This window comes from Enterococcus mediterraneensis, assembly GCF_900604485.1.
In the GTDB taxonomy this organism is placed as follows: domain Bacteria; phylum Bacillota; class Bacilli; order Lactobacillales; family Enterococcaceae; genus Enterococcus_C; species Enterococcus_C mediterraneensis.
On sequence record NZ_UWOP01000001.1, the window covers coordinates 1,470,628 to 1,488,838 of the forward strand.

Here is an 18,211-nt window from a genome sequence, read left to right on the forward strand (position 1 = left end):
TAAAGACTAGCTGTGATAAACTGTTATAGTAGAAAATAGGCACACTGTCTGTTAAGGAGGCTTATCATGGCTGTAAAAATTAAAACGGCATCAGGAACCATCGAAATTACCAACGACGTGATTGCGACTGTCGTAGGCGGCGCAGCGACCGATGTATTTGGGATTGTAGGGATGGCCAGCAAGAAACAAATCAAAGACAATATCAATGAGATTTTAAAAAAAGAAAATTATTCTAAAGGCGTTGTTGTACGTCAAGAAGAAAACGGCATTGCAGTAGATGTTTATACTATTGTAAGCTATGGCACGAAAATTTCTGAAGTTTCACGAAATGTGCAAGAAAAAGTGAAGTATAATCTTGAAACGATGCTTGGCGTTGTTGCCAATTCAGTAAATGTGTTCGTTCAAGGTGTACGTGTACTGCCTGACTAGGCAGCGGGGCTGTTAGCGAACAGCCGATCTGAAGGAGGATTATCAGTGAGAGTAACGAATATCAGCGCGAGTCAATTTCAAGAAATGGTCCAGGCTGGTGCCAATCGTCTGCAAGCGAATGCGGAATATGTCAATTCTTTAAACGTATTTCCTGTTCCGGACGGAGATACAGGAACCAATATGAACTTATCTATGACTAGCGGCGCGAAAGCTGTTTCGGATTCAGCTTCTGAAAAAGTCGGCGAATTAGCGGCTGTTTTATCTAAAGGACTGCTGATGGGTGCCCGGGGGAATTCCGGCGTGATCTTGTCACAGTTGTTTCGCGGTTTTTCAAAACAAATACCAGATGTAACGACATTGACTGCTCAAGAATTAGCGCAAGCATTCAGCCACGGGGTAGAAACGGCCTATAAAGCTGTTATGAAACCAGTGGAAGGTACGATCTTGACAGTAGCGCGGGTCGCAGCGGAATTCGGCGAACGCAAAGCCGGAGAAACCGATGACTGTATCGAAGTAATGAATGCCGTTTTGCGAGGCGGCAAACGTGCATTAGCTAAAACTCCAGACTTGCTTCCTGTTTTAAAAGAAGTCGGCGTAGTAGACAGCGGCGGTCAAGGATTGATCTTTATCTATGAAGGCTTTTTAGCCGCTTTGACAGGAGAGTATCAAGCAGATGAAACATTTGAACCTACACCAGCAGCGATGGATGAAATGGTAAACGCAGAGCACCATCGCAGTGTCCAAGGACATCTGGCGACGGAAGATATCAAGTTTGGCTATTGTACCGAAATCATGGTGAAAATCGGCGAAGGACCAACTGTCGACAGCAAATTTGATTACGAAACTTTCCGGAATTATCTTGACGGACTCGGTGATTCTTTACTGGTAGTCAATGACGATGAAATCATCAAGGTCCATGTGCATACGGAGCATCCCGGCGAAGTCATGAATTACGGACAAAAATTCGGTTCGTTAGTCAAGATCAAAGTAGACAACATGCGTCTGCAACATGAAACGATCTTGGAGCATGACCAACAAGTCCAAACCTTCACTGAAGCACCGCGCGTACCTTATGGAATCATTGCTATAGCAGCAGGCGAAGGTGTGAGTGAACTTTTCAAGAGCCTAGGAGCTAACTATATCATCAGCGGCGGTCAGACAATGAACCCAAGTACTGAAGATATTCTGACAGCTATCAATAAAGTCAACGCTGATCAAGTGATCATTTTGCCAAATAATAAAAATATCTTCATGGCAGCCGAACAAGCAGCGGAAGTTGCGGAAGTTCCGGTAGTTGTGGTGCCAAGTCGTACGATTCCTCAAGGGATGACTGCTATGTTGGCGTTCAACGATCAAGTTTCTCTAAAAGAAAACGAAACAGCGATGACAGAATCATTGGCTCATGTAGTGAGCGGCTCTGTGACTCATGCTATCCGCAACACATCCATTGATGGGGTTGCCATCACAGAAGGCGACTTTTTAGGAATGATCGACGGTAAGATCGTAGCTTCGATCCCTGATCAGTTTGAAGCGGCTTTAACGACATTGAATCAAATGATCTCAGATGAAACTGAGATCGTAACGATTATTTTCGGCGACGAAGCAACCCAAGCAGAAGCCGAAAAACTAGGAGCCGCTTTAGAAGAGGCTCATGAAGAATTAGAAGTTGAGATCCATCCTGGAAATCAACCTGTCTATCCTTATCTTTTCTCTGCGGAATAGATTTCGAATATTTGTATCAGCAGTATCAACAGGATGATCCATAACTTCAAATACAAGTTATGGATAGCATCCTGTTTTTTATAGAAGAAAAATCATTGAATGTGAAAGGAGGGCATCTGATGCTGACGACATCCGTCCAATTTTTAAAAGGTGTAGGGGAAAAGCGGGTGCAAGACTTGGCAGAATTGGGGATCTTGACTGTCGAAGACCTGATGACTTATTATCCATTTCGTTATGAAGATATCCAAGAACGGGAACTTTCAGAGATCCAAGACCAGGAAAAAGTGACGATCAAAGGCGTCGTGGTTTCTGCGCCGGTGGTCAATCGCTTCGGCTATAAAAAGTCTCGGCTGCAGTTTCGTATGATGCAAGATCATGCCGTATTCAATGTCTCTTTTTTCAATCAGCCTTATTTAAAAGATAAAGTCTTGATGGGAGAAGAATTGGCGGTCTACGGTAAGTGGGACGCCAAAAGAAAAGCTCTGACCGGTATGAAGATCCTCGCAAGTCAGAATCAGGGGGATTTTGCTCCTATTTATCACGTCAATAAAAAAATCAAACAAAAAACGTTGGTTGAATTGATCAAACAGGCTTTTGAACAATTTGGTTCGGAAATCCAAGAGAATCTGCCCCAAGAACTATTGGAAAAATACCGTTTATTAGATCGCGGACAGGCGATGACCGCGATGCATTTTCCGGAAACACCGGAAGAAAATCGGCAAGCTAAGCGCCGTGTGATATTTGAAGAATTCTTTTTATTCCAATTAAAAGTACAAGGATTGAAACAACAAGAAAAAGCAGAAGTCAATGGGTTGTCGATCCAATATGATGTCCAACGGTTGAAACAATTCACCCAAAAACTGCCTTTTGAATTGACGGCGGCGCAAAAACGGGTCACTAATGAGATCTGTGCGGATCTTCGCAGTCCCAAACATATGCAGCGGCTGCTTCAAGGTGACGTCGGCAGCGGCAAGACGGTCGTTGCGGCAATTGCTTTGTACGCTACAGTCACAGCCGGTTTTCAAGGGGCGTTGATGGTCCCTACGGAAATCTTGGCGCAACAACATATGGAAAGTCTCAATCAGCTTTTTGATCCATTAGAAGTTCGCACAGCATTACTGACTGGTTCTACAAAAGCCAAAGAACGCAAGGTGATTTTAGAACAGCTGGCTAATGGCGAGATCGATGTTGTCGTCGGGACCCATGCGTTGATCCAAGAAGGCGTGGACTTTGCTTATCTAGGATTAGTGATCACTGACGAACAGCACCGGTTTGGTGTCAATCAGCGGCGGGTACTGCGGGAAAAAGGACAGCGGCCAGATGTCTTGTTTATGACAGCGACACCGATCCCGCGAACATTGGCGATCACAGCTTATGGAGAAATGGATGTTTCCATTATTGATGAATTGCCGGCAGGGCGCATCCCCATCGAGACTCGCTGGATCCGTCCGCCTCAGCTGGATTCTGTCTTAGAATGGAGCTACCGGGAATTAGGACGAGGCCATCAAATGTATGTCATTTGTCCATTGATCGAAGAATCGGAAACGCTGGATGTCAAAAACGCAGTAGAGATCTATGAACATCTGCAGACTTTTTTTGCGCCTGAGTATCAAGTTGGGATCTTGCACGGGAAAATGAAAAATCAGGAAAAAGAAGCCATTATGGAAACATTCAAGAATAACGAGATCCAAATATTGGTTTCTACAACAGTGATCGAAGTCGGTGTCAATGTGCCCAATGCTACGGTTATGCTGATCATGGATGCTGAACGCTTTGGTTTGGCCCAATTGCATCAACTGCGGGGACGGGTCGGCCGAGGAGCGGATGCTTCCTATTGCATTTTAGTGGCTGATCCTAAAAACGAGATGGGTAATGAACGGATGAAAGTCATGACAGAAACTAACAACGGCTTTTTGCTTAGCGAAAAGGACCTGGAATTGAGAGGTCCCGGTGAAGTCTTCGGTTTTCGCCAATCCGGTCTGCCGCAATTTATGGCAGGCGATATCGTAGCGGATGCGAATATCTTAGAAGTCGCTCGTCAAGAAGCCCGGATCATTTGGCAAAAAGATAACTGGCAGCTGTTACCGGATTATGCACCGTTAGCAAAATATCTCGAAAAACAAGCCGCTGAAAATCAATTTTTTGATTGAAAAATTATGCTATACTGGGAAAGGACAACGAAAGGAGTGTACCACACAATATGATGAGAATTGCAGTAGACGCAATGGGCGGCGACAACGCGCCGAAAGCGATCGTAGAAGGTGTCATGCTGGCGAAAAAAGATTTTTCGGATATCGAATTCCAGCTTTATGGAAAAGAAAGCGAAATCAAAAAATACGTTACCGATGACACCAATGTGAAAATTATCCATACTGATGAAAAAATCAATAGTGACGACGAACCCGTCAGAGCTATTCGTAAAAAGAAAACTGCTTCAATGGTTTTGGCGGCACAAGCTGTGAAAAACGGAGAAGCGGATGCCGTCTTTTCGGCAGGGAATACCGGCGCACTGTTAGCCGCAGGGCTGTTTATCGTTGGCCGGATCAAAGGGATCGAACGTCCTGGATTGATGTCGACATTGCCGGTGATGGGCAAAGACAGCGGATTTGATATGCTGGATCTGGGTGCTAATGCGGAAAATAAAGCAGAACATTTGCTGCAATACGGAATTTTAGGCTCGTTTTATGCCAAAAATGTTCGCGGAGTGGAAAAACCGCGGGTGGGTTTGCTGAACAACGGCACAGAAGAAACAAAAGGCAGCGAACTGACGAAAAAAGCTTTTGAACTTTTGAAAAACGAACCAAGTATCCATTTTATCGGCAATGTAGAAGCTCGGGAATTATTGACCGGTGCGGCGGATGTTGTAGTGACAGATGGTTTTACCGGCAACGCTGTTTTGAAATCTATCGAAGGCACGGCATTGAACTTGATGGCTCTTCTGAAAGATTCCATCATGACTGCCGGTATCAAAGGAAAATTCGGTGCAGCATTGCTGAAAGACTCATTGCGGGGATTGAAAAACGAATTAGACTACTCCAAACATGGCGGAGCTGTTTTATTTGGCTTGAAAGCGCCAGTGATCAAGACCCATGGAGCTACAGGACCTGATGCGGTCGCCCACACGATCCATCAAATCCATACGATGCTGGAAACCAATGTCGTTGGGCAATTAGTCGATCATTATGAAAAAACAGAAGAATAGTGTATTTTTATTCGAAACTTTAATGAAATTTTTGTAATATTAGTGAAAAAAAGTCTAGACAAATACTACAGAAAGACGTAGAATTTATGTTAGCTAACTTTTCAACTTTGGTCAAAAGCGTGGAGGTGAATGCAATTGACACGTGAAGAAGTATTTAAGAAAATAGCCACCGTGATCGCTAATCATTTTGATGTCGACGCGGATAAAGTTACCGATGAAATGAGTATTAAAGATGACTTGAACGCGGATTCTATCAGCGTGATGGAATTTGTATTAGAATTAGAAGACGAGTTCGGCACTGAGATTTCAGATGAAGATGCTGAACAGATCGAAACTGTTGGCGGAGCAGTTGACTATATTGCAAGCCATTTAGCTTAACCTTTTCGCCTAATTAGAACGCTCTGATTAGGCGCGTTTTTTTTTACTCATAAATAACACGTAAACAACGAGTGAAAATGTACGGAAATTATTCTGAAAATTCTGCTTTTTTTAAGAATGCACTTGCTTTTTGACTGAGCTTTCTATATAATTATTAAAAATATATTACATGGGATTAAGAAACCAATGGGCAAATAAACGGAAAGCTTTTCGAATAAATTTTCAGTGAAAAACTTCATCCGAGGCAGAGAGGGGTATTCGATTGTCAGGAGATAATCAATTGCTAGAAGTTCAAAACCTGCATACAGGCTTTCGTATCAAAGACGAATATTATGACGCAGTAGACGGCGTTTCATTCACATTGGAGCGCAATGAGATTTTAGCGATCGTGGGAGAATCTGGTTGCGGAAAAAGTACACTAGCTACTACGATCATGGGGTTGCATGATCCAAACAACACTAAAATCACAGGTGAGATCCTATACAAAGATTTAAACTTGTCGAACTTAAATGAAACGCTTTACAATAAAATCCGCGGGAACGATATCGGCATGATCTTCCAAGATCCATTGTCGGCACTGAATCCATTGATGCGGATCGAAGACCAGATCAAAGAAGGCTTGTCTTATCATACCGATATGACACCGGAGCAACGTCAATCACGGGCGCTCGAACTGTTAGAGCAAGTAGGGATTCCAAATCCTGCTCGGGTCGGCCGTCAATATCCTCATGAATTATCCGGCGGGATGCGGCAACGGGTGATCATCGCTATCGCTATTGCATGTAAGCCGCCGATCGTGATCGCTGATGAACCAACGACAGCTTTGGACGTGACGATCCAAGCACAGATCCTTGATCTATTAAAAGATCTTCAGGCTGAAACACAGACTGGAATCATCTTGATCACCCATGACTTAGGTGTCGTGGCAGAAATGGCGGATCGCGTGGCAGTGATGTACGCGGGACAATTTGTTGAAGTTGCATCAGCAGAAGAGCTGTTTGCTAATCCTAAACATCCCTATACACGTTCATTGCTTAATTCGATCCCGCAAGATGACTCGGAAAATGACGAGCTGCATGTTATCGAAGGTATCGTTCCTTCATTAAAAAATATGCCGCGGACTGGCTGCCGGTTTGCACCGCGTATTCCTTGGATCCCGGAAAGCGACCATGAAGAAAATCCAGTTCTTCATGAAGTAGCGCCAGACCATCTTGTGCGTTGTACGTGCTATCAACATTTCCATTTTAGAGACGAAGGAGAAGTGTAAATGTCAGAATTAATCACAATCAAAGATCTGAAAATCCACTATCCAATTCGCAGCGGTTTTTTCAATCGGGTCACAGACTATGTTTACGCCGTTGACGGTGTCGATTTTGTGATTGAAAAAGGGAAAACTTACGGACTTGTTGGTGAATCCGGATCGGGAAAATCTACTACCGGAAAAGCAATCGTAGGATTGGAAAAAGTGACCAGCGGCGAAATCGTCTTTAATGGTCAAGACGTTACCAAACGCGCCAATCGTAAAAAAATGAATTATAACAAAGATGTTCAAATGATCTTTCAAGATTCTATGTCCAGTTTAAATCCTAAAAAACGGGTGATCGACATCATTGCTGAACCGTTGCGCAACTTTGAACGTTTAAGCGATCAGGAAGAGAAAAAACGGGTCAGAGAATTGTTAGATATCGTTGGGATGCCGGGAGATGCTTTGTATAAGTATCCTCACGAATTCTCAGGCGGTCAGCGTCAGCGTTTAGGGGTAGCTCGAGCAGTAGCGACCAATCCTAAATTGATCGTGGCGGATGAACCAGTCTCAGCTTTGGACTTATCCGTTCAAGCCCAAGTATTGAACTTCATGAAACGGATCCAACAAGAATACGGATTAAGCTATTTATTTATTTCCCATGATTTAGGGGTCGTAAAACACATGTGTGACAATATTGCCATCATGTACAAAGGACGTTTCGTTGAAATCGGCACCCGGGAAGATATTTACAATGATCCACGCCACATTTATACCAAGCGCCTGCTTTCTGCGATTCCGCAGATTGATGTACCGAATCGTGAGGCCCACAAAGAAGAACGTCGTCGGGTCGAAGAAGAGTACATTCGCCGTCAGAATGAATATTACGACAACACTGGTCGTGTCTATGATTTACGCAAAATAACCGACACACACCAAGTCGCATTAAAAGATGGGGGGGCCAACTAATATGTGGAAAACAATTTTGCGCCGTTTGCTATTGATGATCCCTCAAGTAATTATTTTAAGTATTTTGATTTTCATTTTAGCAAAAATGATGCCTGGGGATCCTTTTACCGGATTGATCAATCCAAACCAAGATCCAGCCGTTATCGCACAATTGCGGGAAGCAGCTGGTTTGAATGACCCATGGTATACTCAATATTTCCGCTGGATCGGCAATGCGCTGCATGGCGATTTCGGCCGCAGCTTTATTTATAAATTACCGGTTGCGAATTTATTGGCGGGACGGATCAGCAATACGCTGTGGTTGTCCTTACTGACAGTAATCATTACATATTTGATCGCTGTGCCTTTAGGAATGTTGGCAGGTCGTTACCAAAACTCTTGGTTGGATAAAGTGGTTGTTGTTTACAACTTCTTCAGTTTTGCTGTACCATTGTTCATTTTCGCTTTGATCATGCTGTTTGTTTTCGGTTACCGTTTAGGCTGGTTCCCAACCAGCGGCTCTGTAGAAACAGGAGTATCTGGGATGGGAGAGTTTTGGAGTCGGGTCTATCACTTGATCCTTCCAGGGATCACCCAAGCCTTTCTAGCGACTGCCGTTACGATCCAGTATCTGCGCAGTGAAGTGATCGATTCGAAATCATTGGATTTTGTTCGTACCGCTCGTTCAAAAGGGGTACCGACCAACAAAGTATTTTCACGCCACATTTTCCGTAACGCATCTTTACCGATCGCGTCTCAAATGGGTTACGAGATCACTTCTTTGATTGCCGGTTCGGTGGTCATCGAGCAGATCTTTGCTTATCCAGGTGTCGGGAAATTGTTTATTGACAGCATCATTCAGCGGGATTACGCCGTGATCACTTCCCTTGTACTGATTTTGGGTATCGCGACATTGATCGGGACACTGCTATCAGATATCATCATGAGTATCGTTGATCCACGGATCAGAATTCAATAGGGGAGGGATAAGCAAATGGCTGAAAAAAAAGATGAAGTATTAAAGCAAGAAAGCATCCCGCCTATGGGATTTCAAATGATCGTTCGTGAGTTTCTGAAAGACAAATTAGCGATCTTTTCACTGATTATACTTGTTGCAGTATTGCTCTTTGTTTTTATCGCGTCTCTTGTGATCGATCAAGACAAAGTGATGTACGTCAGCATTTTAGATAAATACGCGCAACCAGGCGCAGTTTCTATGGATGGCGTCAAGTTTCTCTTAGGAGCAGATGAGGGTGGCCGCGATGTTTGGGGACAATTGATCATCGGTGCCCGTAATTCGATTTTGATCGGTTTTACTATTACGATCATTACTTCGATCGTTGGGGTAGGCTTGGGGATCATTTCCGGCTATTATGGCGGGATGATCGACAACATTTTGATGCGTATCGTTGATTTCGTTATGATCTTGCCGATCATGCTGATCATTATCGTATTTGTTTCTATTATTCCACGATACAATGTGTGGTCCTTTATTTGGATCATGAGTGCCTTTTATTGGGTAGGAAAAGCGCGGCTGTTCCGAAGCAAGACCTTATCTGAAGGCCGTCGTGACTATGTTTCAGCTTCAAAGACACTGGGAACTGGTGATTTTAAAATCATGTTCCGGGAAATCATGCCCAACTTAAGTTCATTGATCATTACCAACTTGACTATGAACTTTGCAGCAAATATTGGGATCGAAACGACTCTGACCTTCTTAGGTTTCGGGTTGCCTGCCAATGTACCAAGTTTAGGAACATTGATTGGCTTTGCCAGCAACGGGGACGTACTGGTAAATAAACAATGGATCTGGTTGCCAGCATCCTTACTGATTTTGGTATTGATGTTGTGTATTAATTATGTTGGTCAAGCATTCAAGCGTTCAGCCGATGCTCGTCAACGACTAGGTTAATCATTTTAGAGGAGGATATAGGATGAAGAAAAAGATTTTTGGTGTAGTCGCTTTGGCATCTGTAACGTTATTAGCAGCATGCGGCGGCGGGAATGGAGGAACTGATTCCTCTGGTAATAAAGCGACTGAAACAGAAGACGCTAGTAAAATGCCTTTAAAAGTTTCAAATGATAAAGATGCGATCGATGGCGGAACATTGGATGTCGCAGTCGTGATGGATACACAATTCCAAGGATTGTTCCAACAAGAGTTTTATCAAGATAACTACGATGCACAATTCATGTTACCAAGTGTTGAATCACTGTTCTTGAGCGATTCTGACTTTAAGATCGTAGATGGCGGAGCAGCGAATCTAAAATTAGATGAAGATAACAACACAGCAACGATCACATTACGTGACAATTTGAAATGGTCAGACGGCAAAGATGTAACAGCTGATGACGTGATCTTCTCTTATGAAGTGATCGGGCACAAAGATTACACTGGTATCCGTTACGACAACAACTTCACGAATATCGTTGGGATGGAAGACTACCACGCAGGCAAATCTGACACCATCTCTGGGATCACAAAAGAAAATGATCGAACTGTTAAGATCCAATACAAAGAAGTTCATCCTGGTATGATGCAACTCGGCGGTGGTGTTTGGGGTAATGCATTACCAAAACATGCCTTTGAAGGAATCGAAGTCAAAGATATGGAATCAAGTGATGCTGTACGTAAAAACCCAATCTCATTTGGTCCTTACTACATGAAGAATATCGTTAAAGGCGAATCCGTTGAATACGCGCCAAATGAATACTACTATGGAGGAAAACCAAAACTTTCTAAGATCGTCTTTAAAGCCGTTCCATCTGCATCGATCACAGAAGCTTTGAAAGCAAAACAATATGACTTGGCATTATCAATGCCGACTGACTCATACGCATCTTACAAAGATGTCGAAGGCTATGAAATGTTAGGTCGTCCAGAACAATCTTACACTTACCTAGGGTTCAAATTAGGTAAATGGAATAGTGACGAAGGAAAAGTAGAATACGATCCTAATTCAAAAATGGCCGACAAATCATTGCGCCAAGCAATGGGGTATGCGGTAGATAATGACGCTGTAGGAAACAAATTCTACAATGGTCTGCGCAGCAATGCGACGACATTGATTCCGCCTGTATTCGGTACATTGCATAATAGCAAGATGAAGGGATATACCCAAGATCTTGATAAAGCAAACAAATTGTTAGATGACGCTGGTTATAAAGATACCGACGACGATGGTTTGAGAGAAGACAAAGACGGCAACAAATTGACCATCAACTTTGCTTCAATGTCCGGTGGTGAAACAGCACAACCATTAGCTGACTACTATGTACAACAATGGAAAAAAATCGGTTTGGATGTACAATACACAACTGGCCGTCTAATCGACTTCCAAGCATTCTATGACAAATTGGAAAATGATGATCCTGAAATCGACGTTTACCAAGGCGCATGGGGAACAGGTTCTGATCCTTCACCAACTGGATTATACGGACCAAACTCCGCATTCAACTACACTCGTTTCGAGTCTGATGAAAATACAAAACTGTTGCAAGAAATCGATTCTAAAGCTTCATTTGATGAAGACAAACGGAAAGAAGCCTTTGATAAATGGCAAGAATATGCCTATGAAGAAGCTTTTGTTATCCCAACTCTTTATCGTAACGAAGTCTTACCAATTTCAGAACGTGTAACTGGCTGGGATTGGGCATACGACATTGACCACAATGTGTGGGCAACTGTTGGCGTATCTTCAGAAGATCGTTAATCATTGTTAATTAGTAAGAGCCGCTCCTTGTAAGAGGTGCGGCTCTTTTTTTGATTCAATGAGAGAAAACTAACAGCGAAAGGAAAGATTTCCTTTAGTCCCGCGTTTTCTTCTTTGAAACATTTCCTAAACAGTAAAAAACCAGTATAATAAGAGCGTGTCGAATAAAAATCAAAGGACTGTGATTCATGGATAATCAGTTGACAACAGAATTAAAAGAAAAATTCGGCATCGTTTTTCACGATGTCAATTTATTGGAACAGGCTTTTACCCATTCATCTTATGTGAATGAGCATCGTCATCTGCACTTGTCAGATAACGAGCGTTTAGAATTTTTAGGTGACGCTGTATTGGAACTGTTAGTCTCCCAATATCTTTATCGGGAGCTGCCTTTACCAGAAGGAAAATTGACGAAATTGCGAGCAGCTATCGTACGGGAGGAAAGTCTGGCGCAGTTTGCTCAAGAATGTCATTTTGACCGATCCATCAAGTTAGGTAAAGGAGAAGAACGATCCGGCGGGCGGACACGGCCATCGCTTCTTTGTGATCTATTTGAAGCCTTTTTAGGTGCGTTGTATCTGGATCAAGGATTGGAAGCTGTGGAGAAATTCTTGACCCATGTCGTTTTTCCTAAAGTACAAGCGGGTGCTTTTTCACATGAGATGGATTATAAAACCCGATTGCAAGAAGTTCTTCAAAAGTCAGGGGATGTCGTGATCGATTATCGGCTGATTTTTGAAGAAGGTCCTGCCCATGAACGTATTTTTGGTACGGAAGTGTATTGTGACGGAAAACTGATCGGACAAGGTCAGGGAAAATCAAAGAAATTAGCAGAACAAGATGCTGCCGCAAAAGCATTGGCTCATCTTGAAAAGTAATGAAGGGAGCAGGAAACTTTCGTGCATTTAAAGCGAATTGAAATCGCTGGGTTCAAATCCTTCGCTGATCGAACGGCTATCGATTTTGAAAACAGTGTAACAGCAGTTGTCGGACCGAATGGCAGCGGAAAAAGCAATATCACAGAAGCGATTCGCTGGGTGTTGGGAGAACAGTCTGCCAAAAGTCTGCGAGGAGGAAAGATGCCGGATATTATTTTTGCCGGTTCTGACTCCCGCAAACCTCTGAATATCGCGGAAGTTACTGTGATTTTAGATAATAGCGATCATTATCTGCCGATGGATTATACAGAGATCAGTGTGACGCGGCGCTTGCGGCGTACCGGTGAAAGCGACTTTTTTATCAATAAACAACATTGTCGTTTGAAGGATATCCAGGATCTGTTTATGGATTCCGGATTAGGGAAAGAATCCTTTTCCATCATCTCTCAAGGAAAAGTAGAAGCGATCTTCAGCAGCAAACCGGAAGACCGGCGCGGGATCTTTGAAGAAGCCGCTGGTGTGCTGAAATACAAACAGCGGAAGAAAAAGGCGGAACAAAAACTTTTTGAAACAGAGGACAATCTGAGCCGTGTCCAAGATATCATTTATGAATTAGAAGAACAGATGGTTCCGCTGGAAGAGCAAAGTCGGACTGCTAAAGAATTCTTGCGGGTCAAGGAATCACTGACCAAAGTCGATGTGGCATACACAGTTTCAGAAATCAAAGCAAACAAAGACAACTGGGAACGCGCGGCTAGAGAATTGGAACTGATGGTTCAACAGTTGTCAGAGTTGACTAGGGTATTAAAAAGCGGCGAGACACAGCTCCAACGCCACCGTCAGCAAAGAGCGCAGCTGGACGATTGGCTGGAAGATGCCAATCAACAGCTGCTGCGCCTGACAGAAGCACTGAAACAGGCAGAAGGGCAGCGGGAAGTCTTACAAGAGCGTTCCAAGCATACTCAGCAAAGCTCTCAAGAATATCAAACCGCACTGACTGAAAATCAAGAACGGTCTCAACAATTAGCGCAGGATAAAAACGATTTGATCCATCTGCTTTCTCAGAAAAACCGTGAGATCCAGCAACTAGATGAACAGATCATGGTAATGCAGGCGGAATTCACAAAATATCAGAAATCAACAAAAGAAGTCGTAGAAGAATTGCGGGGACAATATGTCGAAAAGATGCAGGAGCACGCCAATATCGGCAATGAACTGAAGCATCTGGAACGACAATATCTGCAAGAGACCGCTAAAAATCAACAAGCAATCAAAAACCAAGAAAATCTGGAAACAGAAATCACCCGTGTAACTCAACAACAGCAAGAAAACGCAGCAGCATTACAGACAGCCAAACAGGTATTGAAAGAACAGCGCAGCAGTTATTTGCAGTTGCAAGAAACCACGAAACAAAACCAGCAACAGTTTACTGATGAGCAGAAAAAGATGTACCAGTTGATGAATCAGCTCCAGCAAACCCGCGCCAAACAAAAGAGTCTGCAGGAGATCCAAGACAATTACACTGGTTTTTATCAAGGTGTACGCTTTGTTTTGCAACATAAAGAACAGCTTTCCGGAATCGTAGGGGCTGTCGCTGAGTTGATTGAAGTACCCAGCGCTTATACGCTGGCTGTCGAAACAGCTTTGGGAGGCGCCGCACAGCACATCGTTGTAGAATCAGAAAAAGATGCCCGCAACGGCATTACTTTCTTGAAAGAACAGCGGGGTGGACGAGCAACATTCTTGCCGTTGACTACCATCCAATCCCGAAAAATATCAGCGGCAGTAGAAAATCAAGCTGCCGGTGTGTCCGGCTATCTTGGTGTTGCTAGTCAGCTGGTCCAGTATTCAGAAGAGCTGCGAGCTATTTTTGAAAACCTGTTGGGAAGTGTGCTGATTGCTGAAGACTTGGCCAGCGCCAATGCACTGGCAAAGGCGGTCCACTATCGCTATCGAGTAGTCTCATTAGACGGCGATGTGATGAATCCCGGCGGTTCGATGACCGGCGGAGCGACGAAAAAAGGACAAGGCAGCCTGTTTGCTCAATCCAATGAGTTGCAGACGCTGAAAGAACAAGCGGTAATCTTAGAGCAACGTCTCCAAACAACGGAAAAACAAGTGCAGCGCTTTGAAAAAAGCGCTAATGAAAACCAAGCGGCGTTGGAGCAGTTGCGAAGCAAAGGTGAAGCAGCCCGTTTGAAAGAGCAGGAATTGGAAAATCAAGCTCAGAATCTGCGAAATGAATTGGCTCGTTTAGAAAAAGAACAAAAGGTTTTTGCCTTTGAAAATCGCGAGATCCAACTATTCTTGGCGGAATATGAAGAACAAAAAACAGATTATCTGCAAAAGCAAAAAGAAGTAGAGGCAGAGCGGGAAGCAATCAACCGCGAGATCCAGCAGATCAGCGCTCAAGAAGATGTGATCGAAGAAAAACGTCTTGAAACCAGCCAGAAATTGGCACAGCTGCAAGCTGAATTGGCGGTAACAAAAGAACAGGCGGCACATCTGCGGCAGCAATTAGTAGCTAACGAAGCCGCAATGGCAGAAAATACCGCCAAGAAAGAGACTCTCGAAAGACAGCTAAGCGCTTTGTCGATGGACTTTTCTACGCACGAAGTCACGGAAGAATCATTGCAAAAGCAAGTTGATTCTCTAGCTGAAAAACGTGAAGAGATCCAGCGGGAGCTGGCGGAAAAACGCCAAGAACGTCAAGCTCTCCAAATGAAAATCAATGAAGCTGATGAACAGATCAGCAGTTACTATCAACAGCAAAAACGCATGCTTTCCCAAAAAACGCAAACCGAAGTGGAAAAAAATCGTGCGGATGTCCTTCTGGATAACTTATTGCATTATCTGCAGGAAGAATACAGTTTGACCTTTGAAGCGGCGTCAGCCAGCTATCCGGTCGATCCGGAGCAGGAAAAAGCGGTCATCAAACAAGAGATCCAAAACTACAAGAAAACTATCGAAGGTTTAGGTCCGGTGAATTTGAACGCCATCGAACAGTACCAGCAAGTCTCAGAGCGGTACGACTTTTTGACAGGTCAGCGGGATGATCTATTGGCAGCGAAAACACAGCTGTTTGATACGATGTCTGAGATGGACGAAGAAGTCAAAATGCGGTTTTCTGAAGTTTTTGAAGCGATCCGCAAAAAGTTCAAAGAAGTATTTCCTAATATGTTTGGCGGCGGCCGGGCAGAATTGTTTCTGACGGATCCCACCGATCTATTAAATACAGGAATCGAGATCGAAGCTCAACCCCCCGGAAAAAAATTGCAGAATCTGAGTCTGCTTTCCGGCGGCGAACGAGCATTGACGGCGATCGCATTGCTGTTTTCTATCATTCAAGTTCGACCAGTACCATTTTGTGTGCTGGATGAAGTGGAAGCAGCGTTGGATGAAGCCAACGTCAATCGTTTTGGCCGCTATTTGAATGATTTCCAAAATGATACACAATTTATCGTTGTGACTCACCGCAAAGGAACGATGGAAGCCGCCAATGTCCTCTATGGGGTGACCATGCAGGAATCCGGCGTTTCCCGTATCGTTTCTGTACGACTGGAAGAAGTCAACGAAGGCGGTAAGATCCAACAAAAAGGAGTGAGTTAGTTGATTAAATTGATTGCCATAGATTTAGACGGCACATTATTGAACAATGAGAAAAAAATCTCTGAAAGAAACAAAACTGTTTTGAAAAAAGCCAAAGCTGCCGGCATCAAGATCGTCATCTGCACAGGTCGTCCATTGCGGGCGATCCGTCCGTATTTAGAGGAATTGGATCTTAAAGATGCGGGGGATTACAGCATCACTTTTAACGGCGGCTTGGTTCAAAAAAACGATACCGGCGAAGTGATGGAAAAAGCGGCATTGCAATTAGCGGATGTCCATAATCTGATTGGTCTGGCAAAAGAGCTGGATCTGTCACTGGATGTTTTATCGGATGAGATCGTGCTGAATTTGCCTACTTCCAACAATCACCTGTCTATTTATGGTTCGTTGAATCCATTACTGGATTGTCGGCCATTTATGATCGAGGAATTGACGGAAGATCTCCTGTACAACAAAGCAGTCATCGCTTACGATCAGGAATTTTTAGATGAACAGATCAAAAAGATTCCGGCAGTTTTCCGGGAAAATTACGAAGTCATCAAGACTCGCAATAACTTGTTGGAATTTATGCCAAAAGGGATCACAAAAGCTTATGGCATTTCTTTGTTAGCAAAAGATCTGGGAATCAAACAAGAAGAAGTCATGGGGATCGGAGATGAAGAAAACGATCTGCCTATGATCGAATATGCCGGGATCGGGGTGGCGATGGAAAATGCCATCGACTTGGTTAAATCTGCGGCGGATATCGTGACATTGTCCAACGAAGCAGACGGTGTCGCACAAGTGATCGAAAACTACGTATTGAATCAAGGAGGGATATAATGGGATTTTTTGATAAGATCAAAAAGGCTTTTACCGGCGAAACAGCGCAAGAGACCGAAACTGTTGAAGTACAGGAAAAGTATGACAAAGGCTTGGAAAAGACCCGCAAAACATTCGGCGAACGGATGAATGAACTATTTGCCAACTTCAGAACAGTTGATGAAGACTTTTTCGAAGAGTTGGAAGAAACGTTGATCGGCGCTGACGTGGGCTTTGATACAGCTATCAAGATCAGTGAAGCGTTGCGGCAAGAAGTCAAATTGCGCAATGCGAAAAAACCAGCGGAAGTACAAAACGCGATTATTGAAAAGTTAGTGGATCTTTATGAAGCAGAAGGGATCAATGAAGTCAATGAGCTGAACATCCAGCCTGAAGGATTGACAGTCATGCTCTTTGTCGGAGTCAATGGTGTCGGAAAGACTACCAGCATCGGGAAATTGGCTCATCAGTACAAACAAGAAGGCAAGAAAGTCCTGTTGGCAGCAGCCGATACCTTCCGGGCCGGCGCCATTGATCAGTTAGTGGTCTGGGGTGAGCGGGCGGATGTTGAAGTCGTTCGCGGCAAAGCCGGCAGTGATCCGGCGGCAGTCGTTTTTGACGCGTTGAAAAAAGCAAAAGAACAGCAAGCTGACATTTTACTGGTAGATACTGCTGGTCGGTTGCAAAACAAAGTCAATCTGATGAATGAATTAGAAAAAATCAAACGGGTCATCCAACGGGAAGTCCCAGAAGCGCCCCATGAGGTATTATTGGTCTTAGATGCTACAACCGGACAAAATGCCATGGTCCAAGCGAAGCAATTCAAAGAAACAACCAATGTCACCGGTCTTGTCTTAACTAAGTTAGACGGGACTGCAAAAGGCGGGATCGTTTTAGCGATCCGCAACGAGCTGCATCTGCCGGTAAAACTAGTAGGATTAGGCGAAGGGATCGATGATCTGGAAATGTTTGATCCGAATGATTTTGTCGTAGGTCTGTTCAAAGGACTGCTGAAATCAGAAAACGATTGATGCAATCATGAATACACGATATCGATTGATACGACTCGCAAAAGTCAGGAAAGTTAACTGACTTTTGCGGGTCTTTTCTTTTATACAGATTCTGAGATTTGGATTTGCAAGGGAATATTTTCGAAGTACAGGTTTCAAAGATTTTTTTCAACAGAATTTATGTTAGAATAAGGTCATCTTGGCGAAGTCCCAAAATACGCCTATCCATGCTGTTTGTTCTCTAAAACAGTAATGACGAAACAGACAAAGGATGCAGA

The 18,211-nt window shown here is 43.7% G+C and carries 14 protein-coding genes; all 14 read left to right on the forward strand.

The window, feature by feature from the left end; all coding sequences use genetic code 11:
- The first annotated feature begins 66 nt into the window (after positions 1-66).
- Entirely contained in the window at positions 67-429 is a 363-nt protein-coding gene (locus EFB00_RS07215) for an Asp23/Gls24 family envelope stress response protein (RefSeq protein WP_122646178.1), read from the forward strand.
- Positions 430-474: 45 nt separating this feature from the next.
- Positions 475-2,151, forward strand: a complete 1,677-nt coding sequence (locus EFB00_RS07220) for a DAK2 domain-containing protein (protein WP_122646179.1) — start codon at positions 475-477, stop codon at positions 2,149-2,151.
- 119 nt (positions 2,152-2,270) lie between these two features.
- Positions 2,271-4,301 carry an ATP-dependent DNA helicase RecG gene (gene recG / locus EFB00_RS07225; protein WP_122646180.1) on the forward strand — a complete coding sequence of 677 codons (2,031 nt, stop codon included), beginning with the start codon at positions 2,271-2,273 and terminating at the stop codon, positions 4,299-4,301.
- Between the two features lie 53 nt (positions 4,302-4,354).
- Positions 4,355-5,353 (forward strand): phosphate acyltransferase PlsX, encoded by a 999-nt coding sequence (gene plsX / locus EFB00_RS07230; RefSeq protein ID WP_122647063.1) that lies wholly within the window; start codon positions 4,355-4,357, stop codon positions 5,351-5,353.
- Positions 5,354-5,488: 135 nt separating this feature from the next.
- Positions 5,489-5,731: an acyl carrier protein gene (acpP, locus tag EFB00_RS07235; protein WP_122647064.1), complete on the forward strand. Its 243-nt coding sequence runs from the start codon at positions 5,489-5,491 to the stop codon at positions 5,729-5,731.
- 262 nt (positions 5,732-5,993) lie between these two features.
- Entirely contained in the window at positions 5,994-6,998 is a 1,005-nt protein-coding gene (locus EFB00_RS07240) for an ABC transporter ATP-binding protein (RefSeq protein ID WP_122646181.1), read from the forward strand.
- Positions 6,999-7,943, forward strand: a complete 945-nt coding sequence (locus EFB00_RS07245) for an ABC transporter ATP-binding protein (protein ID WP_122646182.1) — start codon at positions 6,999-7,001, stop codon at positions 7,941-7,943. It abuts the gene before it with no gap.
- 1 nt (position 7,944) lies between these two features.
- Positions 7,945-8,901: an oligopeptide ABC transporter permease gene (gene opp4B, locus EFB00_RS07250; protein WP_122646183.1), complete on the forward strand. Its 957-nt coding sequence runs from the start codon at positions 7,945-7,947 to the stop codon at positions 8,899-8,901.
- A 15-nt stretch (positions 8,902-8,916) separates the two neighbouring features.
- Positions 8,917-9,834, forward strand: a complete 918-nt coding sequence (locus tag EFB00_RS07255) for an ABC transporter permease (protein ID WP_122646184.1) — start codon at positions 8,917-8,919, stop codon at positions 9,832-9,834.
- A gap of 22 nt (positions 9,835-9,856) precedes the next feature.
- The gene (locus tag EFB00_RS07260; RefSeq protein ID WP_122646185.1) at positions 9,857-11,635 is read left to right on the forward strand and encodes an oligopeptide ABC transporter substrate-binding protein; all 1,779 of its coding nucleotides are present in this window, start codon (positions 9,857-9,859) and stop codon (positions 11,633-11,635) included.
- A 188-nt stretch (positions 11,636-11,823) separates the two neighbouring features.
- Positions 11,824-12,513, forward strand: a complete 690-nt coding sequence (rnc, locus tag EFB00_RS07265) for a ribonuclease III (RefSeq protein ID WP_122646186.1) — start codon at positions 11,824-11,826, stop codon at positions 12,511-12,513.
- Positions 12,514-12,534: 21 nt separating this feature from the next.
- Positions 12,535-16,122, forward strand: coding sequence for a chromosome segregation protein SMC (smc, locus tag EFB00_RS07270; RefSeq protein ID WP_122646187.1), 3,588 nt, complete (start codon positions 12,535-12,537; stop codon positions 16,120-16,122).
- Positions 16,123-16,944, forward strand: coding sequence for a Cof-type HAD-IIB family hydrolase (locus EFB00_RS07275; RefSeq protein ID WP_122646188.1), 822 nt, complete (start codon positions 16,123-16,125; stop codon positions 16,942-16,944).
- Positions 16,944-17,954 carry a signal recognition particle-docking protein FtsY gene (gene ftsY, locus EFB00_RS07280; RefSeq protein ID WP_122646189.1) on the forward strand — a complete coding sequence of 337 codons (1,011 nt, stop codon included), beginning with the start codon at positions 16,944-16,946 and terminating at the stop codon, positions 17,952-17,954. The genes EFB00_RS07275 and ftsY overlap by 1 nt, the downstream gene beginning before the upstream one ends.
- Positions 17,955-18,211: the final 257 nt, after the last annotated feature.